Origin of the sequence: Stenotrophomonas sp. WHRI 8082 (assembly GCF_040223995.2) — a bacterium.
GTDB lineage: Bacteria > Pseudomonadota > Gammaproteobacteria > Xanthomonadales > Xanthomonadaceae > Stenotrophomonas.
In genome coordinates, this window is record NZ_CP167826.1 from 273,657 (window position 1) to 298,430 (window position 24,774).

22 protein-coding genes and 1 tRNA gene are annotated in these 24,774 nt (G+C 63.7%); 10 read left to right on the forward strand and 13 right to left on the reverse strand.

Features of this window, described 5'->3' with window-relative positions; all coding sequences use genetic code 11:
• Positions 1-26 precede the first annotated feature (26 nt).
• The 8 genes from ABRP17_RS01145 to ABRP17_RS01180 all read right to left on the reverse strand — a co-directional run bounded on the left by ABRP17_RS01145 (position 27) and on the right by ABRP17_RS01180 (position 11,295).
• The gene (locus ABRP17_RS01145) at positions 27-941 is read right to left on the reverse strand and encodes a homoserine kinase (protein ID WP_349985573.1); all 915 of its coding nucleotides are present in this window, start codon (positions 939-941) and stop codon (positions 27-29) included.
• Complete coding sequence (thrA, locus tag ABRP17_RS01150) at positions 938-3,442, reverse strand: bifunctional aspartate kinase/homoserine dehydrogenase I (protein ID WP_349985572.1); 2,505 nt, start codon at positions 3,440-3,442, stop codon at positions 938-940. Before thrA ends, ABRP17_RS01145 begins: the two co-directional genes overlap by 4 nt.
• A gap of 387 nt (positions 3,443-3,829) precedes the next feature.
• Positions 3,830-4,777 (reverse strand): DMT family transporter, encoded by a 948-nt coding sequence (locus tag ABRP17_RS01155; protein ID WP_349985571.1) that lies wholly within the window; start codon positions 4,775-4,777, stop codon positions 3,830-3,832.
• 33 nt (positions 4,778-4,810) lie between these two features.
• A complete protein-coding gene (locus ABRP17_RS01160) occupies positions 4,811-5,548 on the reverse strand; it encodes an AraC family transcriptional regulator (protein ID WP_349985570.1) in 738 nt (245 codons plus the stop codon).
• Positions 5,549-5,652: 104 nt separating this feature from the next.
• Positions 5,653-6,765 carry a hybrid sensor histidine kinase/response regulator gene (locus ABRP17_RS01165; protein ID WP_349985569.1) on the reverse strand — a complete coding sequence of 371 codons (1,113 nt, stop codon included), beginning with the start codon at positions 6,763-6,765 and terminating at the stop codon, positions 5,653-5,655.
• Positions 6,762-7,331 (reverse strand): chemotaxis protein CheB, encoded by a 570-nt coding sequence (locus ABRP17_RS01170; protein ID WP_188324213.1) that lies wholly within the window; start codon positions 7,329-7,331, stop codon positions 6,762-6,764. The genes ABRP17_RS01165 and ABRP17_RS01170 overlap by 4 nt, the downstream gene beginning before the upstream one ends.
• Positions 7,331-8,155 carry a protein-glutamate O-methyltransferase CheR gene (locus ABRP17_RS01175; protein WP_188324214.1) on the reverse strand — a complete coding sequence of 275 codons (825 nt, stop codon included), beginning with the start codon at positions 8,153-8,155 and terminating at the stop codon, positions 7,331-7,333. The genes ABRP17_RS01170 and ABRP17_RS01175 overlap by 1 nt, the downstream gene beginning before the upstream one ends.
• Positions 8,152-11,295: a response regulator gene (locus ABRP17_RS01180; protein ID WP_349985568.1), complete on the reverse strand. Its 3,144-nt coding sequence runs from the start codon at positions 11,293-11,295 to the stop codon at positions 8,152-8,154. Before ABRP17_RS01180 ends, ABRP17_RS01175 begins: the two co-directional genes overlap by 4 nt.
• A gap of 145 nt (positions 11,296-11,440) precedes the next feature.
• On the opposite strand from ABRP17_RS01180, the gene ABRP17_RS01185 reads away from it, so the two are divergent.
• Both ABRP17_RS01185 and ABRP17_RS01190 read left to right on the forward strand, forming a co-directional pair.
• Entirely contained in the window at positions 11,441-12,598 is a 1,158-nt protein-coding gene (locus ABRP17_RS01185; RefSeq protein ID WP_349985567.1) for an ATP-binding protein, read from the forward strand.
• Positions 12,591-12,947, forward strand: a complete 357-nt coding sequence (locus ABRP17_RS01190; protein WP_188324217.1) for a response regulator — start codon at positions 12,591-12,593, stop codon at positions 12,945-12,947. The genes ABRP17_RS01185 and ABRP17_RS01190 overlap by 8 nt, the downstream gene beginning before the upstream one ends.
• Before the next feature lie 61 nt (positions 12,948-13,008).
• Here ABRP17_RS01190 and ABRP17_RS01195 read toward each other — a convergent pair whose 3' ends face one another.
• The 3 genes from ABRP17_RS01195 to ABRP17_RS01205 all read right to left on the reverse strand — a co-directional run bounded on the left by ABRP17_RS01195 (position 13,009) and on the right by ABRP17_RS01205 (position 14,789).
• The gene (locus tag ABRP17_RS01195) at positions 13,009-13,671 is read right to left on the reverse strand and encodes a MarC family protein (protein ID WP_349985566.1); all 663 of its coding nucleotides are present in this window, start codon (positions 13,669-13,671) and stop codon (positions 13,009-13,011) included.
• 104 nt (positions 13,672-13,775) lie between these two features.
• A complete protein-coding gene (locus ABRP17_RS01200; protein ID WP_349985565.1) occupies positions 13,776-14,462 on the reverse strand; it encodes an outer membrane beta-barrel protein in 687 nt (228 codons plus the stop codon).
• Between the two features lie 147 nt (positions 14,463-14,609).
• A complete protein-coding gene (locus ABRP17_RS01205; protein WP_349985564.1) occupies positions 14,610-14,789 on the reverse strand; it encodes a hypothetical protein in 180 nt (59 codons plus the stop codon).
• Positions 14,790-15,408: 619 nt separating this feature from the next.
• Between ABRP17_RS01205 and ABRP17_RS01210 the strand changes: the two genes are divergently transcribed.
• Positions 15,409-16,608: a GAF domain-containing sensor histidine kinase gene (locus ABRP17_RS01210; RefSeq protein ID WP_349985563.1), complete on the forward strand. Its 1,200-nt coding sequence runs from the start codon at positions 15,409-15,411 to the stop codon at positions 16,606-16,608.
• A 141-nt stretch (positions 16,609-16,749) separates the two neighbouring features.
• Here ABRP17_RS01210 and ABRP17_RS01215 read toward each other — a convergent pair whose 3' ends face one another.
• Entirely contained in the window at positions 16,750-17,568 is an 819-nt protein-coding gene (locus ABRP17_RS01215; RefSeq protein WP_372486855.1) for a TraB/GumN family protein, read from the reverse strand.
• A gap of 418 nt (positions 17,569-17,986) precedes the next feature.
• Between ABRP17_RS01215 and ABRP17_RS01220 the strand changes: the two genes are divergently transcribed.
• On the forward strand, positions 17,987-18,214 hold the full coding sequence (locus ABRP17_RS01220; protein ID WP_349985189.1) for a hypothetical protein: 228 nt from the start codon (positions 17,987-17,989) through the stop codon (positions 18,212-18,214).
• 50 nt (positions 18,215-18,264) lie between these two features.
• Here the strand turns inward: ABRP17_RS01220 and ABRP17_RS01225 are convergent.
• Positions 18,265-18,341: transfer RNA gene (locus ABRP17_RS01225), tRNA-Arg, on the reverse strand.
• Between the two features lie 124 nt (positions 18,342-18,465).
• Here ABRP17_RS01225 and ABRP17_RS01230 point away from each other — a divergent pair.
• The 6 genes from ABRP17_RS01230 (at position 18,466) to ABRP17_RS01255 (ending at position 24,331) form a co-directional block, all read left to right on the forward strand.
• The gene (locus tag ABRP17_RS01230; protein WP_349985190.1) at positions 18,466-19,074 is read left to right on the forward strand and encodes a phosphatase PAP2 family protein; all 609 of its coding nucleotides are present in this window, start codon (positions 18,466-18,468) and stop codon (positions 19,072-19,074) included.
• A gap of 124 nt (positions 19,075-19,198) precedes the next feature.
• On the forward strand, positions 19,199-19,531 hold the full coding sequence (locus tag ABRP17_RS01235; protein WP_349985192.1) for a hypothetical protein: 333 nt from the start codon (positions 19,199-19,201) through the stop codon (positions 19,529-19,531).
• An 81-nt stretch (positions 19,532-19,612) separates the two neighbouring features.
• A complete protein-coding gene (locus ABRP17_RS01240; RefSeq protein WP_349985193.1) occupies positions 19,613-20,722 on the forward strand; it encodes a polysaccharide biosynthesis/export family protein in 1,110 nt (369 codons plus the stop codon).
• A 1-nt stretch (position 20,723) separates the two neighbouring features.
• Positions 20,724-21,413, forward strand: a complete 690-nt coding sequence (locus ABRP17_RS01245; RefSeq protein ID WP_349985195.1) for a YjbF family lipoprotein — start codon at positions 20,724-20,726, stop codon at positions 21,411-21,413.
• Positions 21,414-21,416: 3 nt separating this feature from the next.
• Entirely contained in the window at positions 21,417-22,175 is a 759-nt protein-coding gene (locus ABRP17_RS01250; RefSeq protein ID WP_349985197.1) for a capsule biosynthesis GfcC family protein, read from the forward strand.
• Positions 22,176-22,198: 23 nt separating this feature from the next.
• A complete protein-coding gene (locus ABRP17_RS01255; protein WP_349985199.1) occupies positions 22,199-24,331 on the forward strand; it encodes a YjbH domain-containing protein in 2,133 nt (710 codons plus the stop codon).
• Positions 24,332-24,774 lie beyond the last annotated feature (443 nt).

Genomic DNA, 24,774 nt, shown 5'->3' on the forward strand with positions numbered 1-24,774 from the left:
CGCAGCTTCCTGAAGGGGGGGAGAGTTCACAACAGCACCGCCGCCAGTGCGGACAACGGAGATACCCACGCCTGGCTGGCGAAGCCTGCCGCAGCAAACGCGGCCTGCACCGGCGCGGCGGCGGCCTGTGCGCTGGCTTTGTCTTCAAACCAGGCAAACACGCTGGGCCCGGCGCCGGAGATGCTGGCGCCCATCGCCCCCGCTGCCAGCGCGGCGTCACGGGCCGCCGCGAAGCCACCGATCAGCGGTGCACGCCGCGGCTCGACCAGTACATCCCGCAGGCCGGCACGGACCAGTGCCGCATCGTTCTGGAAGCAACCGGCCAGCACCAGCGCAAGGTTCGCGCTCTGCGCCACGAAATCACCCAAGGCATAACTGCCCTGCAACGCCTCGCGTGCGCGACGGGTTTCCAGCACCGCGTCGGGGTGCACCAGCAGGCTGTGCCACGCTGCCGGTACCGGGATGGACACCAGCCGGTCAGCGGTGCTCAAGACCAGCCCACCCAGCAGCATCGGCCCCAGGTTGTCCCCATGGCGGCCGCCGCTGGCGACCATCTCGCCTTCCAGCGCGAACGGATACAACGCCTTACGGTCCAGGGGTGCATCAAGCAACGCATTGGCGGCCACCAGTGCCGCTACGCAGGAGGCGGCCGACCCGCCCATGCCCGATCCCAGCGCGATGCCCTTGTCGATCTCGACGGCAAAGCCGTACGGCAGTTCGAGCACCTCCTGCATCGCCATCAAGGCCGCGCCGGCCGTATTGAGCGCGGGCTCCCGTGGCAGCGGCAGGTCAGCACCCCGGATGGCGTCGATCCGCACCTCGCGCTCGGCGATCCGGCGCACGGTCACCGTGTCACCGACGCCGGCGATGGCATGGCCCAGAATGTCGAAGCCGACGCCGACATTGCCGACCGACGCCGGTGCGAACGCGCGTGCGATCACAGGCGCGCCCCTTCGCCGGCAGCCACGCGCAGCAGGTCCGCGAACACACCGGCGGCGGTCACATCGGGGCCAGCCCCCGGACCCTGCACCACAAGCGGGTTGTCACAGTACCGACGGGTGCGGAACTGGACCACGTTGTCGGTGAGTTTCAGATTGGCAAATGCGTGGTCCAGCGGCACCTCGACCAGGCCGACCGACGCGCCCTGCGGCGTCAGCGCGGCCACATAGCGCAGCACGGCACCGCGTTCGCTCGCCTGCCGCAGCTGCTGCAGCAATGCCGCGTCGTTGTCGGCAAGGCGTTGCATGAATGCCTCCACGCTGCCGCCGCGCAGCGCCTCCGGCACCAGGCTCTGCACCTGCACCTGCTCCAGGCTGAGCGCGCGGCCCGCCTCACGCGCCAGGATCACCAGTTTGCGTGCGACGTCGATGCCGGACAGGTCGTCGCGCGGATCGGGCTCGGTATAGCCCATGCCACGCGCCTGTTCCACCAGGGCAGAGAACGGCTGACTGCCGTCGAAGCGATTGAACAGCCACGCCAGCGTGCCCGAAAAAATACCTTCGATCGACAGCACCTCGTCACCGGTGTCGACCAGGTCGCGCAACGTGGTGATCACCGGCAGCCCCGCACCGACGGTCGCTTCATAACGGAAGCGCGCGCCGCTGGCGGTCGCGGCTGCGCGAATGCGCTGATAGCGTTCCAGGGGTCCGGAGCCAGCCTGCTTGTTCGGCGTGACCACGTGGATGCCGGCCGCCAGCCAGCCCGCGTAACGCTCGGCCACCTCGGCACTGCCGCTGCAGTCGATCACCACCGCATGCGGCAGATGCGCTGACAGCAGATGGGCGGTGAAGCGATCCAGGTCGTTGGCTTCCCTGCCCTCCTGCAGCGCGGTGCGCCATTTGCCCTGCAGCGCGCGCGGTGCCAGGTACATGCCGCCGCGCGATGCCACCGCGCGCAGGCGCAGGTCGATGTTGGCCTTGCCGAGCAGCGGCCCCTGCTCGGCCTGCAACTGGTCCAGCAAGGCCGCACCGACGTTGCCCGGACCAATCACGCCCACCGCGAACGTCTGCGGCGACAGCCAGAATCCGGCATGCGCGGCGCGCAGGGCACGGGTCGCGTCGCCGCTGTCGATGGCCACTGAAATGTTGCGCTCGGAGGACCCCTGCGCGATGGCGAGGATGTTCACCTGCGCGCGGCCGAGTGACTCGAACAGACGTGCCGCCACGCCGGGCTGGCCCGCCATGCCATCGCCTACCGCCGCCAGCACGCTGACGCCCGTGGTCAACTGCACGCGCTGCACCTGCGCCACCGCAAGCTCATGTGCAAACGCCTGCAGCAAGGCATCGCGGCCGCGCACGGCCTCGTTGCCACGCACCACACAGCAGATGGAATGTTCGGACGACCCTTGCGAGATCATCACCACCGATACGTGTGCCTGGCGCAACGCCGAGAACACCCGCTCGGCGGTGCCCGGCACACCGATCAGGCCGGTGCCTTCCAGGTTGAGCACGGCGAGTTCGGCACTCAGCGTCAGCCCCTTGATCGGTCCGCGCACCGAGCGCTCGGCGGTGATGCGGGTGCCCGGATGGTCTGGCTGGAAGGTATTGCGGATCAGGATCGGCAAGCCGCGCTGGATGGCCGGCGACATCGTCTGCGGATGCACCACCTTCGCGCCGAAATAGGCCAGTTCGCAGGCTTCGTCGTAGCTCAGTGCATCAAGCTGCACCGCTTCGGGCACCAGTCGCGGATCGGCAGACAACACGCCGTCCACATCGGTCCATATCTGCAGTTCATCGGCGTCGAACAGGGCGGCGAAGATCGCCCCGGAGTAATCGCTGCCATTGCGCCCCAGCGTGGTGATGCGCCCCCTGCCGTCGCGCGCGATGAATCCGGTAGCCACCACCCGCGTCTGCGGATGCCGCTGTCGCCACGCCTGCAGCCGCGCGGCACTCGTCTCCCAGTCCACGTTGACACCCAGTTCGCCATGCTCGACCACCAGCACCTCGCGCGCGTCCAGCACCGCACAGTCCTCGCCGATTGCCAGGAAATGATGCCCCAGCAGGTGCGCCGAGCACACTTCTCCCAGTCCCTGCACCCGGTCCAGCACGTCGTCCGGCAACCCGCCGATCACCGCCAACGCGGCAAGCAGTTCGGCCAACTCATCGAAGCGCGCGTCGAGCCATTCCACGCTCGCCCCGGAATGTTCGCCGAGCAACGAGGCGGCTGCACCGCGATGACGCGCGCGCAGCGCATGCCAGGCATCCCGCCACTGCGGCGAGCCCGCCGCCGCCATCCGCGCCAGGTCGATCAGGCCATCGGTCACCCCTTTCATCGCAGACACCACGGTGACCTGCATCCGCTCGGGGCGCTGCAGCAGCAGACGAGCCACATGGCGGTAACGATCGGCGTCGGCCACCGACGTGCCGCCGAACTTGTGCACGACGGTGCACGGGGGCACCGGCAAGGGCGACGCGGCGGGTTCTACGGAAACGGCACTGGACATGGCAACCTCGGTGGGAGGCCCCGCATCGCGCTCGGTGGAAGGTTTCCCCGCCACCTGGTTCGGTGCGGGGCCGTGGTTTTCGTGAGTTACGCGAAGACGACGGACCGCACCCGGCAGGTGGTGCCGGTGGTGGTGGTAATCGTGGTAATGGCCATGGTGCTGCCGACATCCAACCGCGCACGATCTGGCGCCGCGAAGGCGACGTGTGCGAGGGCGAAGGGAGCGGAGGCGGTGACCATGGGTCTAGAAAACACCGGCGACCCCGCTGCTGTCAAGTGCTGCGCTGCAAAAACACCAGCGCTTCATATGCACGCATCGTCGGCGAAAATGGTTGCATCGGTGACCATGTCGCTGGCGCGCGGCGCGGCGGCCACGACATCGTCTTCCTCATCCAGCATGCTCGGTGATCGCGCGTGGCGTGCGATGCGCATGCGCGCACCAGAGCACCCCGGTCACCAGGCAGGCGATGGCCGCCAGCTCCAGCGCGGTGGGCCAGCGCCGTTGCCAGCCGAAGCCGTACAGCAGGGCAAACAGGGTTTCGAACACGATCATCTGGCCGGTAAGCGTCAACGGCAGCAGACGGCTCGCGCGGTTCCAGCAGGCATTGCCCAATAGCGAGGCGATGATCGCTACGCCGGCACTGACGACCCAGAACAGCCCCCACGCCCCCGCATCGTGATGCGCCGTGTTGAAGACGAAGGCCATCGGAACCAGCAGCAGCGCGAGCGCGCCGGTGACCACGCCGGTGAGCAATGACCAATCATGTGCGGACAGATCCGGGCGACGCTGCAACCAGCGACTGTTGCCCACCGAATAGGCCGCCCAGGACAGCAAGGCACCAAACGCACACAGCAGGCCCAGCACGCGTTGTCGCCACGGCGTAGCCACGTGCTCGGACACCAGGGCCTCGTAACCGACCAGGGCGACGCCTGTCAGGCACAGCAGCAGCGCCGGTGCCAGCTTGGCCAACCGTACCGCCCCTTCTTCGCGCACGCCCACCAACGTCACCACGACGGGAATCAAGCCGACGATCAGCGATGCCGCCGCACCGCCTGCCCACTGCACGGCGGTCGCCAGCAGCAGGAAATACACCAGGTTGCCGGCCAAGCTCAGCCACACCAGCCCGCGCCATTCGGCAGCACCGAGCTGCGGCGCCAAGCGCTTCCAGCGCGGCCAGAGCAGGGCCACGGCCACCAGCCCATAGATCAGATAGCGGCCGGCGGAGAGCTGCACCGCATCGAAGGCCATCAGTACGGCGGGAGCCAGGAACACCACGCCCCAGAGCGCGCCTGCCGCCACGCCATTGCCGATGCCCACACCCATCGAACGATTCATCACACCGCCTACCCTGCTGTCAGGCCGGGAAGTCTAGGGGGTGCGTGCGCGGCGTGTCTTGACCCGGGCTATGGTCGCGGGCCCGCGAGAGCGCCAGGTGGTAGGAGTACGCCCGGTTTCGCGCACCAGCGCACGCGTCAGCGCACTCTGCTCGGAATAGCCCGCACGCTGAGCGACCTGGCTGATCGGCAACGCGGTCGTGCACAGCAGATGGCGTGCCAGGCGCAGGCGCACGGCACTCAACCACGCCTGTGGAGGCAGCCCGATTTCGCGCACGAACCAGGCATGCAGGTGGCTGACGCTCAACCCCGCCCGTCGCGCCATGCGCTCTACCGGCCACGGCTCACCCGGCGCATCCTGGATGTGGGTGCACAGCGCCTGCAGACGTGCGCCACTGCCGTCAGGCGCGAACGCTTGCAACAGCTGCGGCATCAGCGAAGCGCGATCGCCGGCGGGCGTGGCGTGCAACGCGCGGCGCAGCGACTGCGGCAGGAACAGCCAGCGCTGACGGCGCAGGTGGTCCAAGGTGTGGTCGTCGAACCACTGCAGATCGCAATCGATCACCAGATGGGCATTGCACCCCTGCCCCCTCTGGTCATGGTGCTCACCTGGGGCGACGAACACGCCCTGAAAGGCATCCAGCCGCGCCCCCTGACCGTCCAGTTCGAACTGCAGCTCACCCCGCAGCGGCAGCACCCATTGCGCGAAGTCGTGGCGGTCGCCACCGCCGGCGTCGCCGTAACTGCGGATATGGAAGCACGGGGTGTTCATCGGGCAAGTCTCGCGCTCGCCTTGAACCCGCGCAAGCAGGGCAAGCGGGACCAAGGCGCTTTTACGGTGCGAGAGAAACCTGCCGTTCTACGGCGCGGGTCCGATCAGGCCCGCCGGGGCAGGCGGGCTTCGAACACCACGTCCTGTGCTTCGTTGCGTGCTTCCAGTTCGCCGCCATGTGCGCGCACGAACTGGTCGGCAATGAATAACCCCAGCCCCAACCCCTTGCTGGCATGGAAGCTGGCCTTGAACGGCTCGAACAGGCGCGGCAGCAGGCTGTCGCCAATATGCCCGCGATTGCGCACGCGCAGCACGACCTGCGCCGGATCCTCGCCGTCCACCTGCACTTCGACCGGTTCGTTGCCACCGTGCACGAGCGCATTGCCGATCAGGTTGGACACGACCTGCGCCAGGCGATCCGGATCGCCCTGCATGCGCGCATCACCGGACTGCCGCACGTCGATGGCCGCGTTGGCCTGGCCGCGTTCCACTTCCTGTACCACGGCGGTGACCACGCTTGCGGCGTTGCATGGCGTACGCTCCAGGCGCAAGCCGCCGGACCGGATGCGCGAGAAATCGAGCAACTGGTCGACCATCCGCGCCATGCGCAGGGTACTGGACTCCAAGTGCCGCAGCGTCTGCTGCGCGCTGGCATCCTGCGGGATGTCCAGCGACAACTTGTCCGCGCACAACAGGATCGCCGACAGTGGCGTGCGCAGGTCGTGGGTCAGCACGGCCATCATCGTTTCATTGAGCGTCAGCGCGCGCTCCAGCGCCTCGTTGCGCGATTTCAGCAAGCGCTTCTGCTCGTACAACTCGATGAACACACCGAGCTTGCCGAGAATGATCTGCGGTTCGATCGGCTTGTGCAGGAAGTCCACCGCACCGCTTTCATAGCCCTTGAACGCACGCACCGGATCCTGCGGCGAGGCCGTGAGGAAGATGATCGGCACATCGCGGCTGCGCGCCGAACCCCGCATCAGCTCGGCCAGCGCGAAGCCGTCCATTTCCGGCATCTGCACATCCAGCAGCGCCAAGGCGACATCATGTTCCAGCAACAGCTCCAGCGCCTCATAGCCGGAGGACGCGCAGAGAATACGCAGTCCATCACGGCGCAACAGCGCTTCCATCGCAACCAGGTTCTGCGGCACGTCATCGACGATCAACACATTGACCGGCGCTGCGTCTGCTACAGCCACGGGATGAAGCAGGTTCATTTCAAATCCTTCAGGCATCTGCATATCTCTTCAAGCGTCAGCACCGCATCGGCACCGGCACGCTGCAGGGCCGAAGCGGGCATCATCGACGCCTCGGCATCTTCGGGGCATTGCAACCAGGCTTGGCCACCCGCATCACGCACGGCCGCCACGCCTTCGCTGCCATCACTGCTGGCTCCCGTCAGCAGGATCGCCAACACATCCTCACCAAACACGGCGGCCGCCGATTCGAACAGCGGGTCGATGGCGGGACGCGAGAACAACACCGGTGCATCCATCGACAGCGCAATGGACGACGCATCTTCAACCAGCAGATGGTAATCCGGCGGTGCGAAGGTGACCGTGCCCCGCTCCAGCGGTTGCTTGTCTTCGGCCTCGCGCACGGTCAATGCCGACGACGGATCCAGCAACTCGGCAATCCGGCTGGGCCGATCGCGCGGCAGGTGCAACACCACCAGCACCGGACAGCCCAGTGCCGCAGGCAACGCTGCCAGCACCCGCTGCAACGCGGTGACGCCCCCGGCAGAGGCGCCGATCACCAGCAGCCGCGGAAACGCAGCGCCCATCAGGCCGCCTTCCGGTACAGGCGCTGCTCCCGCGCGCAGGTTTCGAACGCGTTGCCGTGCTCGCCGAACTGCAGCGACTCCTTGCTGCCCAGCCCGAGGAAGCCGCGGTGTACCAGCGCCTCGCGGAACAGCCCTACGGCGCGATCCTGCAGTGGACGGTTGAAATAGATCAGCACGTTGCGGCACGAGACCAGGTGCACTTCGGAGAACACGGTATCGGTGGCCAGGCTGTGATCGGCGAACACCACGTTGCGGCGCAGGCGTCGGTCGAATACCGCGCCGTCGTAACCGGTGGTGTAGTAATCCGACAGCGAGCTCTGGCCGCCGGCCTGCAGATAGTTGCGGCTGAACTGGGCGATCCGGTCGATACCGTAGGTGCCCGACTCCGCCGCTGCCAATGCAGAGGGGTTGATGTCGGTCGCGTAGATGATGCTGCGATCCAACAGCCCCTCTTCCTGCAGCAGGATCGCCAGCGACCACACCTCTTCGCCGGTACTGCAGCCGGCTACCCACAGCTTGATCGACGGATACGTGCGCAGCACCGGCACCGCCAGCTCGCGCAGCGCCTTGAAGTACGACGGGTCGCGGAACATCTCCGACACCTGCACGGTGAAGAACTGCATCGCCTGGGCGAACAGGTCCGGCTCATGCAGCAGCCGATGCTGCAGGTCAGACAGCCGCTCGCACTCATAGCGCTGCATGGCCTGGCGCATGCGCCGCCGTAGCGACGACACCGCATAGTTACGGAAATCGTAGTGGTAGCGCTGGTAGATGGCTTCCACCAGCACCTTCAACTCCAGGTCGAACAGCTCCGCCTCGTTCATTGCCGCGAGCACCACACGCGGCACAGCGACACCAGCTTGTCCACGTCGATGGGCTTGGCGATGTAGTCGTTGGCACCGGCCTGCAGGCAGCGCTCGCGGTCATCGGGCATGGCCTTGGCGGTCAGCGCGATGATCGGCAGGTCCTTGTGCTGGCGCTGGCTGCGGATCTCGCGCATGGCGGTCAACCCATCCATCTCCGGCATCATGATGTCCATCAGCACCAGGTCCACTTCCATGGTCGCCAGCCGGTCCACGGCCTCGCGACCGTTGCGTGCGATCTCCAGCTTCACCCCCAACGGCTCCAGCACGCTGGACAGGGCGAAGATGTTGCGGACATCGTCCTCGGCCAGCAGTACGGTGCGGCCATCCAGCACCGAATCGCGGCGACGCGCCTCGCGCAGCAGGCGCTGCTGGTCGGTGGGCAGGTTGGCCTCCACGCTGTGCAGGAACAGGGTCACTTCGTCGAGCAGGCGCTCCGGCGAACGAGCCCCCTTGATGATGATGCTCTTGGAGTAGCGGCGCAGGCGCTGTTCTTCTTCGCGCCCCAACGCGCGGCCGGTGTACACGATGACCGGCGGGAAGCCGACGTCCTCGCTCTTGGCCATGTACTCCAGCAGGTCGTAGCCACTGCCGTCGGGCAGCGCCAGGTCGGTCACCATGCAGTCGAAGGTCGCACTGCTCAGCTGCTGCACTGCCTCGGCGATGGTGCCGACAGCGGTGATCTGCAGCTGTTCGCGGCCCAGCAGCAGTTCAAGGTTGCCACGCAGTTCGGTGTCGTCCTCGACAATCAGCAGACGGCGCACGTCACGCTGACTGGTCTTTTCCAACTGCTGGATGGCTTCCACCAGGCGCTCGCGGGTGGCCGGCTTGATCACATAGCCGATAGCGCCCAGCTCCATCGCCAGTTGGCTGCGCTCCATGCCCGACACCACGTGCACGGGAATGTGGCGGGTCAACGGATCACGCTTCAGGCGCTCCAGCACGCTCAGCCCGGACACATCGGGCAGGCCGATGTCCAGCAGCACGCCACTCGGGCGCAGCTCGCGCGCCATCGTCAGGGCCTCCTCGGCCGTGGTCGCGACCACGCAGTCGAAGTCCAGTTCACGCGCAAGCGTCACCAGCGCCTCGGCGAAGGTGGCGTCATCTTCCACGGCCAGGATCAGCCGCTCGCTGCGCAGGGAACCGGCACGCTGGTTCGCCGCCGCCTGCCACGCCACCAGTGACGGCGACGCGGACACCGCTGCGGCTTCACTGCGCGCCTGTACCGGGATGGTGGCCGGCGCCGCTGCAGGCACACGAGGGCTGGCAGGCGTCGATGTGGCGTGGGCGCTGCCCATCGTCGGCGGCGCGTCGGCCTGCTCGGGCGAGCCGCTCAACGGCAATTCCAACGAGAACGTGCTGCCACGCCCAAGCTCGCTTTGCACCCGGATGTCGCCGCCCATGCGGGTGGCGAGGTCGCGCGAAATCGAAAGCCCAAGACCGGTGCCGCCATAGCGGCGACGCGTGCTGCCGTCGGCCTGGCGGAACGCTTCGAACACGGCGTCCAGTTGTTCGGCGGCGATGCCGATACCGCTGTCGCGCACCACGAAACGCACCCGATCAGGGGCCACGGCCTGCACCTGCAGGCTGACCGTGCCGTGTTCGGTGAACTTGACCGCGTTGGCCAGCAGGTTCTTCAGGATCTGCTGCAGGCGCTGGCTGTCTGCGGTGAACTGGCTGGGCGCGCCGGCATCGGCCACGATCTCCAGTGCGAGCCCTTTCTCGCGCGCCAGCGGCTCGAACGTCTCGCGCAGGCGCTGCAGCGCGCCGTCGATCACCACCACCTCATCGGACAGTTCCACATGGCCGGCTTCGATGCGGGCCAGGTCCAGGATGTCATTGATCAACGACAGCAGGTCATTGTTGGACGACAGGATGGCCTGCGCGTACTTGACCTGCTCATCGCTCAACGTGCCGTCGCGGTTGTCGGACAGCAGCTTGGCCAGGATCAACGAACTGTTCAGCGGCGTCCGCAGCTCGTGCGACATGTTGGCCAGGAACTCGGACTTGTAGCGCGAGGCAGCAGACAGCTCGTTGGAGTTGCGCACCAGCGCAGCCTGCGCGATCAGCAGCGCCTGCTTCTGCCCTTCCAGCTCGTGCGTGCGCTCTTCCAGCTGCACGTTGGTCTGTTCCATTTCCGCCTGCTGCTGCTCCAGGTTGGTCTGGGAGTGCAGCAGGCTGCGGCTCTGCTCTTCCAGCTCTTCGTTGGACACGCGCAGTTCTTCCTGCTGTGCCTGCAACTCTTCACCCTGGCGCTGCGATTCCTCCAGCAGCTCGGCCAACCTTGCGCGCAGCACGGCCGCGCGCAGTGCGATGCCGATGGTGTCGGCGCAGCGCTCCAGCAGCACGCGGTCGAGGTGCGGAACGCGCCCCGGGCGGATGCGACCCAGCTCGACCACGCCAACGATCACATCGTCGCTGAGGATCGGCGCCAGCAGGCGCTCACGCAGGGGGGTGTCGCCCAGGCTGGAACTGATCTTCAGCACGCTGCCCTCCACCTCGCGCAGGTGACGGACCTTGCCCTCGCGGACCACCTGCCCCAGCTGGCCCTCGGCCAGCCCCAGCGACTGCGGTATGCCGCCTGGCAGCGCCACACCACCGGTCAACAGCAACTGGTGGTTTTCAATGCGATACATGACGGCGGTCTGCGCGTTCAGCTGCTCGGCCAGCGTGGTCATGGCCGCCTCGGCGATCTTTTCCGGGCCAAGGTCACCGCGCAGGCTCATCGCCACCACGTTTTCACTCTCCTGCAACCAGAGTGCTTCGGAGGCTTCACGGCGGGCCTGGATTGCGCGGTTGACGATCAGCGCGATCATCAGGAAGGCGAAGCCGCCAATGGTGCGGTTGACGAACGAGAAAGCTGAATTGGTGCTCGCCGGTGCGATGTTGTAGCCCACCGCGAGGAAGATGCAGGCGGCGACGGCCACCAGCAGCGGCAAGCCCGCATGGCGCTGGAACACCGTCACGCCAATGGCCAGGAAATAAGCCAACCAGACCGCATATCCAAGCGGGACAACCAGTTCAAGCGCCGCAGTAGAGGCCAACAAGGCGGCAGACAGCCCCCAGACCCAGGGGTCGCGCGTGCTTGAAGCAGAGGTCATGGAGTGAGATCCCGGCACAAAGAAGTGAGATGGTAACTGAATGACTGTCGTTTCCTGCACGACTTTCGGCACGCGCCCACCTACACAGATCCTTCACACTATCGCTTCTAGCTTCACCGGCCTCAGGGGTCTTCAGCGCAGTCTCGTGGTAAACGCCGTCACCAAGCTCACCTCACAGACAGAGTCCAGCCAACAGTTGAAGCTTCTCATCGAGAGCGTCACTGATCACGCCCTGTACCTGCTCGACACGGATGGCCTGGTATGCAGCTGGAACCCGGGGGCGGAGCGGATCAAGGGATACGCGGCCGAAGACGTCATCGGTACGCATTTCAGTCGCTTCCACTGCCCCACTGACCGCGATGCGGGCGAGCCGGACCGTTCCTTGGACATTGCCGCACGTGAAGGACGCTACGCCGGCGAAGGCTGGCGGCTACGCAGTGATGGCAGCCGGTTCCGGGCGAGCGTGGTCATCGAGCCGGTATTTGAATCCGAGGTGCTGGTGGGCTTCGTCAAGGTCACCCGCGATATCACCGAAAGCTACCAGGCCCAGGTACTGCTGCGTGACGCGCAGCGGGCGCTGGCCAGCACCCAACAGTTCGAGAAAGTCAGTCAGCTCAGCCGCGGCCTGGCGCACGAGTTCAACAACCTCCTGACCACCATCCACAACGCCCTGGACCTCATCGCGCTGCGCTGTGACAAAGACGACACGACCGAACGGCTGATCGGCAACGCGCAGGCGGCAGCCGACCGCGGCGCCCTGCTCACCCGACAATTGCTTGCCTTCGGCGCCGGCCAGACCCTGGTGCGGGAGCGTGTGTCCACGGCCGATTGGCTGCAGCCTGCGCTGGCCGCCCTGCAGCAGCGCTGCCTGGCCAAACACACGCTGCAACTGCAGGTCACCCGGGTACTGCCCGACGTGCTGCTGGACCCCTCGCAGCTGGAGGCGGCCCTGTTCAATCTGGTGGGCAACGCCTGCGACGCCATGCCCGAGGGTGGGCATATCTGTATCATCGGCGACCTGGAGCGCCGGCTGGACCCGCAGGCCGACACCCCGACCTACCGTGATTTCGTCGCCATCCGGGTCCAGGATGAAGGCCATGGCATGGCGCCGGATATCGCAGCACGGGCCAGCGAACCGTTTTTCACGACCAAGGACATCGGCCAAGGCAGCGGGTTGGGCCTGAGCCAGGTGTTCGGATTCATTACCCAATGCGGCGGATTCGTCGACGTGTCGAGCACCGAAGGTGGTGGTACGACGGTCAGCCTGCTGCTGCCTGCCCTGGAGGTTCCCGCCAATGACTGACCCCATCCGCGTACTCATGGTCGAAGACCAGGAAGACCTGCGCGACATGATCGGGCTGGCCCTGCAGGACATGGGCATCGCCGTGGACACCACCGCAGACGGCCACGAGGCCGTGGCGATGATGGAAAGCGAACGCGAGTACGACGTGGTATTCAGCGATGTCAGCATGCCCAATGGCATGTCCGGCATCGAACTGAGCGAGCACGTCGCCCGCGCCCAGCCCGGTGCCCGCATGATCCTGTCGTCGGGCTACGCCCGCTCGCAGCTGCCGCCCCTGCCCGGCCACGTCGAGTTCCTGCCCAAACCCTATCGACTACGCCAGCTGCTGGAACTGCTCAGCCCACGCTGAACGCGGTGGGTAGAGCCGACTTCAGTCGGCTGTATATGACCCCAGCCGACTGAAGTGGGCCCTACGTTGCGCTCAGATCCAGCCAGCCTGACCACACCAGCTGGATGCCGATGCACAGCAGCACGAAGGCCACCAGTTGCTGCATCACCACCGCGCCGGAGGGCCCCAGGCGCGTGACCACCACGATCGAGTTGCGCAGGATCAGGTAGATCACCACCGCCACCATCAGCGCCCCGCCGACCGCAACGATCGCGCCCGACAGGAAGTGCAGCGGGTTCATTGATTCGCCGTGTGCGCCAAGGGTGATGCAGGCGGAAATCACACCCGGTCCGGTGGTCAACGGGAATGTCAGCGGGTAGAAACTGCGCTGCATCAACTGGTCATCCGCGATGCCCGCTGCCTCGGTCTCGTGCGCGGTCGGCGACGTATCGGGACGAGGCGCCAACATGCGCCATGCACTCGCCGCGACCAGCAGCCCACCACCAAAGCGCACCACCGCCAGCGAAATGCCGAAAACGGTCAGCACGTAGGTGCCGACCAGCATCGAGGCGATGATCACCCATGCCACGTTCATCCCGATCTGCCGAGCAAGCAGGCGCGCAAGTCCGTGCTTGTTGCCGACGGACGACACGAAAATCGAGGCGATGCTCAGCGGGTTGATGATCGGCAGCAGGGTCACCGGGACCAGCGCCATTTCCTTCAACAGCGCGATCATGTATTCCATGTCACCTCCACGCCAGCGGGTCATTACCCGCCAATGAAGAGGGGCCACCTTGTCGCACCAAGCCAAGCTCGGCGGACACAGCGGCCCCACACCGTCCCGTCAGATCAGAAGGCGTAACGGCCGCCGAGGTAGATTTCGCTCGACACCAGGTTGGCGCTCATCTTTTCGTCCTGCAGCGAACGCGCGTTCGGGAACGCATTCCAGCCACTCTCGGTACGGCCCATGTCGACGTAGCGGTAGCCCAGGTCGAGGGTCAGCTTATCGATCGGGGAATACGCCACACCGGCGCCCAGCGACCACGACAGGTTGTCCTGGCGGCCGACGTTGTACTGGCGTGCAACCGTGCCCTGCCAGCCATCAGACTTCAGGCGGGCGATACCGATGCCGACCGAACCGTACAGCGACACCTGGTCGGTGATGGCGAAATCGCGGTACACATTGGCCATCAGGCGCTGGGCCTCGATGTAATGCACGTTGTTGCTGAGCGGGAAGGTGGTCGACCCACTGGTGAACGTGTCGGTCTTCGGCAGGGTGTATTCACCCTCCACGCGCCACCCGTTGTTGTACTTGTAGCCCAGTGCGAACGAGCCGGTGGTGAACTTGTCGTCCTGCTTGCCCGGCACGAACGCGCCAATACCCGGACGGGCGCTGTCGGCCATCTCACGTGCCTTGTGCTCGGCTGCCACGACCCGGCCGGCGACATAATAGCTGCCGTCATCAGCGAAGGCGGAGGCGGACTGCATGCCGGCGAGGACCAGCAGCGAAAGCGAAACAATCTTGATCGAGGACACGAGGGTTTCTCATTGGATGACCCGGCACCGCGGGCGCCGAGGCAGCGGAAAGAGGCGTAATTGCCTTGGCACAAAGTACGCAGGCGCTCCCCTCTGTCCAATAGGACGGGGCTGGAATCGCAGGCGATAAGCGTCAGGCCGCGCCGATCAGTCACGGTCGGCGGCGGTTGCACTGCGCAGCCGCGACTTGCGCCATCCGCCATGAGAACGCACTTGGCCGCTGTCGCCGGTGATCACGTAACGCGCGGCGCCGGACACGGCAACAAGCACACCGACATGCCAGCTGCGCAGCTTGGCGTACGCATAGCGAAAGCGTCTCAGGGGCATGGGCGTGCCTCCCTGACGCTTGCCGCCATATCGCGGCCGAAAGAAAGAGAGGTCAGCTGCAAAGAAGCCGATCGCGGCACAGAAAGCAAAGTCGTCATGAATCTCCGGGCGCACGACACCTGCCGCGGGCAGTGCATCGTCGGCGCCGTCAGCAGGGCACAGGCAGCGAATAACTGCCCGCCGACGCTAAGCCTGGGACCTCATGCACTCAATGAGACTTATCCGAAAAGTGCCGCCCCTCCGTAGCACGGCGAGTGCGGCGCCGCTCACGCTGCCGCTGAGCCAGATGCACTACCCCAAGCACGCAGGCGAAGCCGATGGCCACTTCAGACAGGGCAAACAACAAGTGCATGGCGATCTCCCCGCGACAACGAACACGACAGCCCCTGTCGCTTTCAACCTAACGCGTACGCCCTGCTGCGTTCTGCAAGACAGTGCGCATTTCCGGACACCCATCTGCCTTATGGGCAAGAAAATCAGCGGGCTACGCGCAAGATGCTTAACACTTCAGGATCAGAGACACGACGCACGAACTGCGCTCGCTCGTCCGAGATGTCACAATCGACACCTCACTTTTTCCTGCAGGGGCCCGAAGGCCCTTGAAAGCGTAAGCCGCCAGATGCGCAGAATTCCTTCCAAGGACGGTACGTTCCCCTCGTTCCACTCTTGCCTTGAGCTGGCGTGTGCGGTCAGCGGCATGCGCGTGGCACTGGTGGGGGAGGTCAGCAATGACGAATGGCGCGCCATCCATGCGCTGGATCGTGCCGGCATGGGCATCTCTGCCGGCCTGCGTCTGGACCTGATCAACACTTTCTGCCGCGACGTCACCGCGACCGGTGCGGCGGTCTGGTTCAGCGACTCCCAGCAGGACCCCATCCACTGCAGCAGTCCGATTCCGGCCGCACATGGGTTCCGCAGCTACATCTCGGTGCCGGTAGTCCTGGCCGATGGGCAGGTCTACGGCACCCTGTGCACGCTGGACCCGGACCCTCGCCAGGTCACCGACGAAAGCCTCCGGGCCATGCACGCGCTGGCCAAGGTCGTCGCCGAGCAGGTCGGTGCGGTCGAACACACGTCCAGCGCCTCGCTCGCCCACTCCGAACAGCGGCTGCAGGCATCGGAAATGGTCAACAGCGCGCTGCGTGAAGAAGGCCGTGAGCGCGAGGAGTTCATCGCCGTGCTCGCGCACGATCTGCGCAATCCGCTGCAGGCCATCCGCGTCACCTCGGAACTGCTGGCGCTGTCGGCCGCATCGCCAGCCCAACAGAACCTACTGCAGCACCTGGACGACAGCGCGGACCGGATGGCTGAGTTGATCGACGTTACCCTGGATTTCGCCCGCGGACGCCTGGGATCCGGGCTGGCCCTGCGCATCAAACCCTGCACCGGCCTGGCCACTATCCTGACCCGGGTCAGCCAGCAGGCGCTGGCGCCCTACCCCGGCTGCCCGCTGGAAATCGACCTCGATCTTCCCGAGGTGGTGAACTGCGACGTGGACCGTCTGGGCCAGCTGATCGGCAACCTGCTGATCAACGCCGCTGTCCACGGCCAGCAGGGCGAGCCCATCGTGCTCCGCGGGCGCGCGGACGACCGCGACATGACCCTGGAAGTGCAGAACCACGGCGCCATCCCGGAAGGGTCAAAGGACACACTGTTCAAGCCCTTCCATCGCTCTGGCGACCAGCGGCTGGATTCCGGCCTTGGACTGGGGCTGTACATCGCCGCGCAGATCGCCCTGTCCCACGGCGGCACCCTGACCGCCGCATCGGCGGCAGACACCGGCACCACCTTCACCGCCCGCCTGCCGCTGTCGCACTGAACGACAGGTAGAGCCGACTTCAGTCGGCTGCGGGGGCCAAGACCAGCCGACTGAAGTCGGCTCTACCCCCGCAAATCCCCCGCAAATCCCCCGCAAATCCCCCGCAAATCCCCCGCAAATCCCCCCCCAAATCTCCCCCCCCTACTCTGGCGGCGCCTCCACCCCATACCCCCGCGCCGCCAACGCTCCCAGGTAATCCTCCCTGCCCATCAGCAGACTCACCGGCGCCGTGGAAAACGTACTCGCATGCTGCGCCAGCGCCTTGTCCACCAACCCAAGCCACTGCGCCTTGGTCTGCGCCGGCAGGTCGCTCCACCCACGCCGACGCGCGAATTCCGAATCGTGCACCACGCCCATGCAGGTCTGGGCCATCGCTGGCAATGCGAGCCGCCGCAGCGCCGCGATGTCACCGGCCGCCCACGCATTGGCACGCTCGCGCAGCACCGGCGCATCGAACTCCACCGTATCCAGCGTGCGCGCAAAGCAGGCACGGTCATCGACTTCGGTGCCGCGCAGTTCCTTCAGCGCATCGCGGGCGTCATCGATCTTCAACTTCACCCGCGCCTCTTCCGGCACCAGGTCGTTGTCCTTGTAGATGCGCTCCAGCGCCTCGGTCACCTGCTTGCTCTCGCGTAAGCCATTGCGCTTCAGGAAAGCACTGTAGAGCTCGCCCGAGGCAATCATCGGGCGCTTGTTCTCCACGCCCCGGTCGCGCCCGAGGTAGGTCTGCTTGAGCGTCAACCAACGTGCATACGTCGCCGGCTCGATGATCTCCTGCAGCGTGCGGCCCTGCGGGTCCTTGGCGGTTTTGAGCGCCAGCGGAAGCAGCGTCAGCCCGCGGAACACCCCGATCTTTACGTCCGGCATCCAGCCCGGTGGACCCAACACATGGTCAGCGCCGGCAATGGCCTGCTCTACCTCGGTGGAACGCCACTGCACGCCCGCAGGAATCGGCGACACCGTTCCGAGCAGCCAAAGAACATGGCCTTGCGGCGACGTGATTTTCCAGAGACCGGGACCGGGCTGCTCGCCGGTGACCTGGACGGAGGCCATGTCGACGACGGGCCCTGCGGCTTGCAGTGCGTTCTGGGCGATTGCGGATGCGGGCGCCGCACCCACCAGCAGGCAGAGCGCTGCCCCGCGGAGGAGGGACCGCGTGGGAGATACGTGCTGCGGCATCTGACATCCTCCCGAGTGAGTCCGCACTCTACCAATGGCGCAGGCGCAAGCGTAGTGCGGACCGGCGCCGATGCCGGGGCGACGCTTCCAACTGGTGGAAGCACGTCAAAAGGGGCTGGGACGCGCCGTCGTGCCGAACGTCTGCACCGAATTCACGGCGAGACTGATACACAGTCACGTCCCCGAATGGCACCACCCCATGACCACGGCCCATTACTTCTGCATCGAACTGATTGATCCGTCTGACAGGGGCGCCACCGGTTTCCTCAGTCTTTCTTTGTTCTGCAATAGCTGCGGGCAGCGTCAGATTGAAAGCAGCCCGGCCGATGGCCGATTGCTGATTGAATGCATCGGCTGTCATGCGACGCAACCGCTGTCCGAGGCGAGGTTCCTGCCGGGTCGTCGGCGCGCGGATTCGCGGCACTGACCTGCGCCTGCCGATGCCGCTGAGACGGCGGTGCATGGCGCTTGGAACTCTGGTGACCCCGGCCCGATTCGAACGGGCGACCTTCCCCTTAGGAGGGGGACGCTCTATCCAGCTGAGCTACGGGGCCAGATTGAGGGTGTGAAGGATACAGGGTGGCGGCGGGCAGCACTACCTCGGATGGCGCTCGGTCAGCTCAGCATGTTCACGGCCCCGTATGCTGACGCACCCTGCCCGCTCGCCCTCTGGATCGCATGCCCTCTCCTTGGCACTCCCTCTCCCTGCTCGGCGACAGCCGTCTTTTGCTGCCAATGGCGGCCGTGCTGCTGATCGCCGGGTGGCGCGCCGAGTCTCCGTGGCGCATCCGCTGGGCGCTGGCTTTGAGCGTTGTGGGACTGATCGTGCTGGCATCCAAGCTGGCCTTCCTCGGCTGGGGCATCGGCGTGGCGCGGCTGGACTTCACCGGCTTCAGTGGGCACGCCGCCATATCAGCTGCCATCTGGCCAGTGACCGCCTACATCGCAGCGCCGACACACCGACTGGGACGATGGGCTGCCCTGCTCGGATTGGTTCTCGCCCTCGCGATCGGCTACTCGCGCCTGCCGCTCAACGCGCACTCTTTGTCCGAAGTGATCGCCGGAACTTCGATGGGCGCACTCAGCAGTGCGTGGGCACTCGCGGCAACCACCACGACCGCGCGGCGACTGCGCGTCCGATGGGCAGCGCTGGCGCTGGTGGTCGGGTGCTGCATGCCCGTGCTGTTCCCCCAAGTGCGCACGCACCAACTGGTCGTTCAGATGGCAAAATCGCTGTCGGGGGCCGCTAAGGAGTTCGATCGCAGCGCGTTGCACGATGAAAAATGAGACCTGCGTTACTGGAACTTCCGGCAGATCAAGAATTTATGTCTCAAACGCCTTGACACCAAATACGACAAACCGTGACCATAGGGGCGATGTAATCCCCCCGACGGAGTAGGAGACCCCGTTTATGAAGAAGATTTTTGCAGTTCTGGCCCTTGTGGGTCTGTCCTCCCCCGTCCTGGCACAGGATGCACAGGTTGAGCAGGGTACGACTGAAGCAGCTGCCACGAGCAGCGAAGTAGCTGGCACCAGCGCGGCCGGATACTCGACCGCAGCTGTTGTTGGCACTGTTGTTGCAACTGTTGCAACCGCTGCTGTTCTTTACAGTGTTGGCGGTGACAGCACCAGCAGCGACAACGACGGCGGCGGAAATGGTGGCGGCGGCGGCGGTGGTACCGGCGGCACTGGTGGAACCGGCGGCACTGGTGGCACGGGTGGCACTGGCGGCACTGGCGGCTGATAATACGCCCCGACCCGAACGAGCCCTCGCCGGGAGTTGCTTGGCGAGGGTTTTTTTTGCCTGTAGGAAACTTGGAAAAGCATGAAGACGATGCGTTATAGCCTTGCCGTCGCTATCTTGACTGCCACCGTCCTCCCCGGCTGCATCTGGGCGCCAGGGCAGCATCTGCGCCAGGGTGATCTGACACGGCAGGATCAAAGCGATGATGGCCGATTGGAACTGATTGATATCACTCCAAAGCTGATTGCAATGAACGCATTCAATGACAAGCAGCGCAATCTGCCTGCTGCGCTTTTGTCATACAAGCCAGAATCCTACCGTGTCGGAGTCGGCGACTCACTCTACATTACTGTGTGGGACCATCCCGAGCTGACCGTCCCGGCTGGTCCGCAGCAGACTCCCAATCTTGCCGGTCGCGCGGTTCAAAGCGACGGCACGGTATTCTATCCGTACATCGGAAAGGTGGACGCTGCGGGAAAGACACCCGGTGAGCTCAGGGAAGAAATTGGCAAACGCCTGGCAAAGTACATCGAATCGCCTCAGGTTGACGTCTCGGTACTCACATTTGGCAGTCAGCGCGTCTGGGTAACTGGCGCCGCGCAACAATCGACTCCCGTCTCCTTGGGGACGTCACCATTGACGTTATCCGATGCGATCAGTCAAGCAGGCTTGAGCGCCGCAGGCGCCGATCTATCCGGCGTGCAGCTCAGTAGAGACGGAGTAACGTACACCATTGATCTTGAAGCGCTGGCTAGTCAGTACGGCGGGCAGCAGCTTTACCTCAAGCCAAGTGATTCAATCTACGTACCATTCCTTGATCGCAAAGAAATTTTCGTCGTGGGTGAAGTCGGTCAGCCCGGCGCATTTAGTTTCCGCACTGGGGACGTTTCGCTCAATCAGGCTCTCGGAAGAGCCCGCGGACTGAGCCAGACGACTTCAAACGGCAACGCCGTCTACGTGATACGCGGCGCCAAGGATCTTCTCGCTGAGCCATCGGTCATTTATCAGTTGTCGGCTCGCTCACCTGCGGCATTCGCAGCAGGCAGTCAGTTCAAGCTCCTGCCTGGCGATGTGGTGTTCGTAGGTGCTGCCGGCGTGACACGCTGGAGCCGCTTCGTGAATCAGCTGTTGCCGTTCACCTCGATTATCAGCAACGCGGCTAGTGCACGCAACGACCTCGACACTAACTGATATGACGCAAGGGAAGAGGCCTCTTATTTCACTGAGGCGCGACTGGAGCCAGCAGTCATGCATTGCGCTGTGTTTCCTGCTCGCGGGTGGTCTTACTGCTTGTACGACAGGCAGTCGTGCGACCAGCGATACGTTCAGGCTGCTCCTGAACAGAAACGTTCAGGCGACCGCTCAGCAGGTCGCCGCCAACCGCTACCCCCAACTCCAGCTCAAAGCAGATGATGTGAGCGCCGTCAGCGTTCTGGGCCATGTCGATAGAGGCGAGCTCGTATGGTATGCGGGCACGCACGCGATCTTTTACACGAGCTCCAGCGGCCTATTGACTGGCACCACCGGACTAAACCGAACTTATGCCAGCAGGATAATCGGGGATTCACCGTTCGATCACCTGCAGAGTGTTTCGCAAACCACCACGATTAATCGAGAGTACGACTGGCTGCCTGAATATAAAATGGGAGCGCAAGTGGTCGGAACGCTTATTCGGAAGAGTGCGGAGCCCGTTGAGATCCTTGGACGGACCATGTCATTGATGCGCTTTGAGGAAGAGCTCTCCGGTGCGGGAATGAATCACACGAATGTCTACTGGGCAGACCAGCAAAGTGGATTTATCTGGAAAAGCACTCAGTATCTTGCACCGGGCTACCGAGTAGAGTTGACACAGCTCAAGCCCTTTCGGCCAAAGGGAAGCTGAGCGATGAACCCACTGTATCTGAAAGCAGCATCTGCATTGCTGCTTGGCGGCATCTACCTCCACTCGGCTGAGGCGTCGCAAGTAACGGTCGAAGGCGCCGTAGATAATCCAGGTACGCAACGACTGGAAGATCACGCGCGACTTTCAGACGTGATCGCTGCAGCCGCCCCTCTGGTTGACGCCTACCTACTTGGCACCTCCTTTCGTCGGAAAGAGGCAGAATTCCAGCAACAAAGTTTGAAAGCAGGACTGATGTACGACTTAAGCGTACTAAAGCGCAATGAATCCGCCGCTGTCAGCAGCACAGCCAGCTCACTGCTTACATGGCTGGGCACTCAGCCAGCCACTGGCCGAGTGAGACAAGCGATTGACATGCGACTCATGCAGATCCAGCCGAAAAACAACCCTGAACTAGTCGACGGTGACAGCCTGCAGTTCCCACGTCGACCCACCACAGTGCACGTGATAGGCGCGGTGAAAGCGCCATGCATCTTGACGCACTCGCCCCTCAAAGTAGCGGCGCAGTATGCAAGGGAATGCAGACAAGAGACCAGCGCGGACCCTGATTACATCTACATCATCCAGGCAGATGGACAAGTGACGCGGCATGGAATTGCGTCATGGAACCGCGCCGACCCCCAAACCGTCTCACCAGGCGGCAGAATATATATACCGATAGCAGAGTCAGCCGCCCGTAAGGTCGATGTACATTTCAATGATGAGTTTGCCACCTTTGTCTCTACTCTGGCCGTCAGCCCCTGATGAATCGATGCTCAACCTCTGACGTGCCCAATCGCTCCTATCTTTTTGTTGCCGTGGCATTTTCGTTGCTAACTGCGACAAACGCCTGCGCGCAAGAAGCACCACCCCCTACTGCCAGTGAGTGGGGCGGTGTGGGCCTTCTTCAGACTCCCACGGCACGCATGGCGGAAGACGGCGACTTTGCCTTCACGGCGTCGCACAACTCCCCCTATAGTCGCTACAACGTCACCATGCAGCCGTTCTCGTGGCTTGAAAGCTCTTTCCGGTACATCAACGTCTCCAACTTGAGGTACGGCGTTCCGGAGGTTAGCGGAGATCAGAATTACAAGGACAAGTCCATCGACTTCAAGATTCGCCTCTTGGCTGAATCACGATGGATTCCACAGGTCGCTTTCGGTGTCCGCGACGTGGGTGGTACAGGGCTCTTTTCCAGCGAGTACCTCGTCGCAAGTAAACGCTTTGGTCGTTTCGACGCCTCCCTCGGATTTGCTACCGGATACATCGGTAATCGCGGGGATTTTTCAAATCCTCTAAGCATTATCGATGATCGATTCGAGTCACGCCCCGTTCCAACCAGCGCCATTGTCAACGCCGGCAAGTTTGGGGCAGACGCAATGTTTCGTGGGCGAGTGGGCGTTTTCGGAGGCGTGTCCTATCAAACCGTCTGGGATTCACTGATTGTAAAGGTCGAGTACGATGGTAATGATTACAAGAACGAACCGCGCGGAAGCAACCTGCGACAGACCACGCCGCTGAATTTCGGCTTGGTGTTTGTTCCGAATAAGAACGTTGAACTGACCGCCGCTTGGGAGCGCGGCGACGCAGCAATGTTCTCTATCGCCTTGAGAGGCAATCCTGGACATGCTTCTCCATCACCCAAACCATTCGACCCACCGCCAGCGCGCATCGAACACAAGACTGCGCCGACTCCCGACCAGAGTGACGACAAAGAAGCAAAGTGGGCGGAAGTATCTACGAAGCTGCGGTCTGATGCTGCATTCCGAGTAACCAAGATATCTGAGCGAGATGGCGAACTGCTGGTGAGCGGATATCAGACCCGCTTCACGAATAGCGCCAAGAGCTTGGGCAGGGTCTCCCGCGTACTATCTTCGGAACTCGGAGATTCGTATGACTGGCACTCGGTCAGAACCGAGCGTCTTGGGCTGCCTATCGTTGATTCGTCCATAAGACGAGAGTCGCTGGAAAAATACATTGAAGGGACCCTGGAACAATCCACCCTGAAACGCAGTACTGCCATCTCCGCACCAGATACGAACCCGGTCAGAGATGTCTACGCACCTAAGGTGAGAAAATTCGGCGGCGGCTTCAATGTTGGATACCGCCAGAACATAGGCGGGCCAGACGGCTTCATCCTCTATCAGATTGCAGCCAACTACAGCGCAACCTATTTCCTGACACCCGGCTTCTGGTTAACGGGAACGGCCAGCCAGGATTTGCTGAACAACTATAATAAGTTCAAATACGACGCACCCAGCTTCCTTCCGAAAGTTCGAACTGACCTGCGGCAGTACACGACTACGTCTGATTTGACGCTTCCAAACCTACAGCTCAATGTCACGCGGAGGCTTGGACGGGACCTGTACTCCATAGCCTACGCGGGCTATCTGGAATGGATGTTTGCGGGTGTAGGCGGAGAAATTCTTTATCGCCCTGTTGGTGAGCCGTGGGCCCTCGGTGCGAACCTTAACTGGGTAAAGCAGCGAGACTACGACCAGCACTTTGGCCTGAGAGATTATTCCGTAACTACCGGTCACGCGACGCTCTATTACTCTTTCGACAGGCAAGAGCGCGTCATTGCATCTCTGAGCGCCGGGCGATACCTCGCCGGAGACTATGGAGCAACGCTCAACATTGCCAGGGTGTTTCCCAATGGCATGACAATGGGCGCGTTTGCATCGAAGACCAATGTTTCTTCCAGAGATTTCGGCGAAGGAAGCTTCGATAAAGGCATTTATTTCAGCATACCGCTCGACAACGTTCTCCCACGATCCACTGGCGCGAGAGCGACGATTACGTGGAACCCTCTGATCAGAGATGGTGCGGCCATGCTAGCTCGCAAGTATCAACTCTACAATTTGACCGGCGAACGTGACACGCGGTACTTTTATGAAAATATAGATCAAATTGACGACTGACCAACAGCAATAATGAACGGGCAGCACCCGTCGTCAGCCAACGCTGCGAACCAGCGAAAAACGCCTGCAACGTTAGGTGCCGGCTCACTGGGCTTGGACCCGTCCATCGGCGCGCGTCATGTCGAACCAAGCCGGCATAAGCGTAAAATGCTCGCCAATCGGAGCTCTAGGGCAGTCTGTGGCATCGGACGTGCTTCGGCACGTCTGAAGGCGCACGGGGGGCTACATACATCTTGATGCATGGACAGCCGCAACCGTCCGCCCAATCAGACTTCAGCGCAGTGCAATCCAGTGACTGCAGCCACCTTGAATCTGGCCCGCTCCCATGTAGAACTCCTCGGCCATGTGTTGACGCACTCGACTAGAACAGGCGCCACGAACCCACCAGTGCGGATCAGCACTGACGCGGCTCAGCCGAACATCACCGCATGCACGCTACGCGC

Excerpts from the sequence above, each read along its gene's own strand:
- thrA (WP_349985572.1), bottom strand. The coding sequence starts at position 3,442 with ATGTCCAGTGCCGTTTCCGTAGAACCCGCCGCGTCGCCCTTGCCGGTG.
- ABRP17_RS01155 (WP_349985571.1), bottom strand. The coding sequence starts at position 4,777 with ATGAATCGTTCGATGGGTGTGGGCATCGGCAATGGCGTGGCGGCAGGC.
- ABRP17_RS01160 (WP_349985570.1), bottom strand. The coding sequence starts at position 5,548 with ATGAACACCCCGTGCTTCCATATCCGCAGTTACGGCGACGCCGGCGGT.
- ABRP17_RS01165 (WP_349985569.1), bottom strand. The coding sequence starts at position 6,765 with ATGAACCTGCTTCATCCCGTGGCTGTAGCAGACGCAGCGCCGGTCAAT.
- ABRP17_RS01170 (WP_188324213.1), bottom strand. The coding sequence starts at position 7,331 with ATGGGCGCTGCGTTTCCGCGGCTGCTGGTGATCGGCGCCTCTGCCGGG.
- ABRP17_RS01175 (WP_188324214.1), bottom strand. The coding sequence starts at position 8,155 with ATGAACGAGGCGGAGCTGTTCGACCTGGAGTTGAAGGTGCTGGTGGAA.
- ABRP17_RS01180 (WP_349985568.1), bottom strand. The coding sequence starts at position 11,295 with ATGACCTCTGCTTCAAGCACGCGCGACCCCTGGGTCTGGGGGCTGTCT.
- ABRP17_RS01190 (WP_188324217.1), top strand. The coding sequence starts at position 12,591 with ATGACTGACCCCATCCGCGTACTCATGGTCGAAGACCAGGAAGACCTG.
- ABRP17_RS01195 (WP_349985566.1), bottom strand. The coding sequence starts at position 13,671 with ATGGAATACATGATCGCGCTGTTGAAGGAAATGGCGCTGGTCCCGGTG.
- ABRP17_RS01205 (WP_349985564.1), bottom strand. The coding sequence starts at position 14,789 with ATGCCCCTGAGACGCTTTCGCTATGCGTACGCCAAGCTGCGCAGCTGG.
- ABRP17_RS01210 (WP_349985563.1), top strand. The coding sequence starts at position 15,409 with ATGCGCAGAATTCCTTCCAAGGACGGTACGTTCCCCTCGTTCCACTCT.
- ABRP17_RS01220 (WP_349985189.1), top strand. The coding sequence starts at position 17,987 with ATGACCACGGCCCATTACTTCTGCATCGAACTGATTGATCCGTCTGAC.
- ABRP17_RS01230 (WP_349985190.1), top strand. The coding sequence starts at position 18,466 with ATGCCCTCTCCTTGGCACTCCCTCTCCCTGCTCGGCGACAGCCGTCTT.
- ABRP17_RS01235 (WP_349985192.1), top strand. The coding sequence starts at position 19,199 with ATGAAGAAGATTTTTGCAGTTCTGGCCCTTGTGGGTCTGTCCTCCCCC.
- ABRP17_RS01240 (WP_349985193.1), top strand. The coding sequence starts at position 19,613 with ATGAAGACGATGCGTTATAGCCTTGCCGTCGCTATCTTGACTGCCACC.
- ABRP17_RS01245 (WP_349985195.1), top strand. The coding sequence starts at position 20,724 with ATGACGCAAGGGAAGAGGCCTCTTATTTCACTGAGGCGCGACTGGAGC.
- ABRP17_RS01250 (WP_349985197.1), top strand. The coding sequence starts at position 21,417 with ATGAACCCACTGTATCTGAAAGCAGCATCTGCATTGCTGCTTGGCGGC.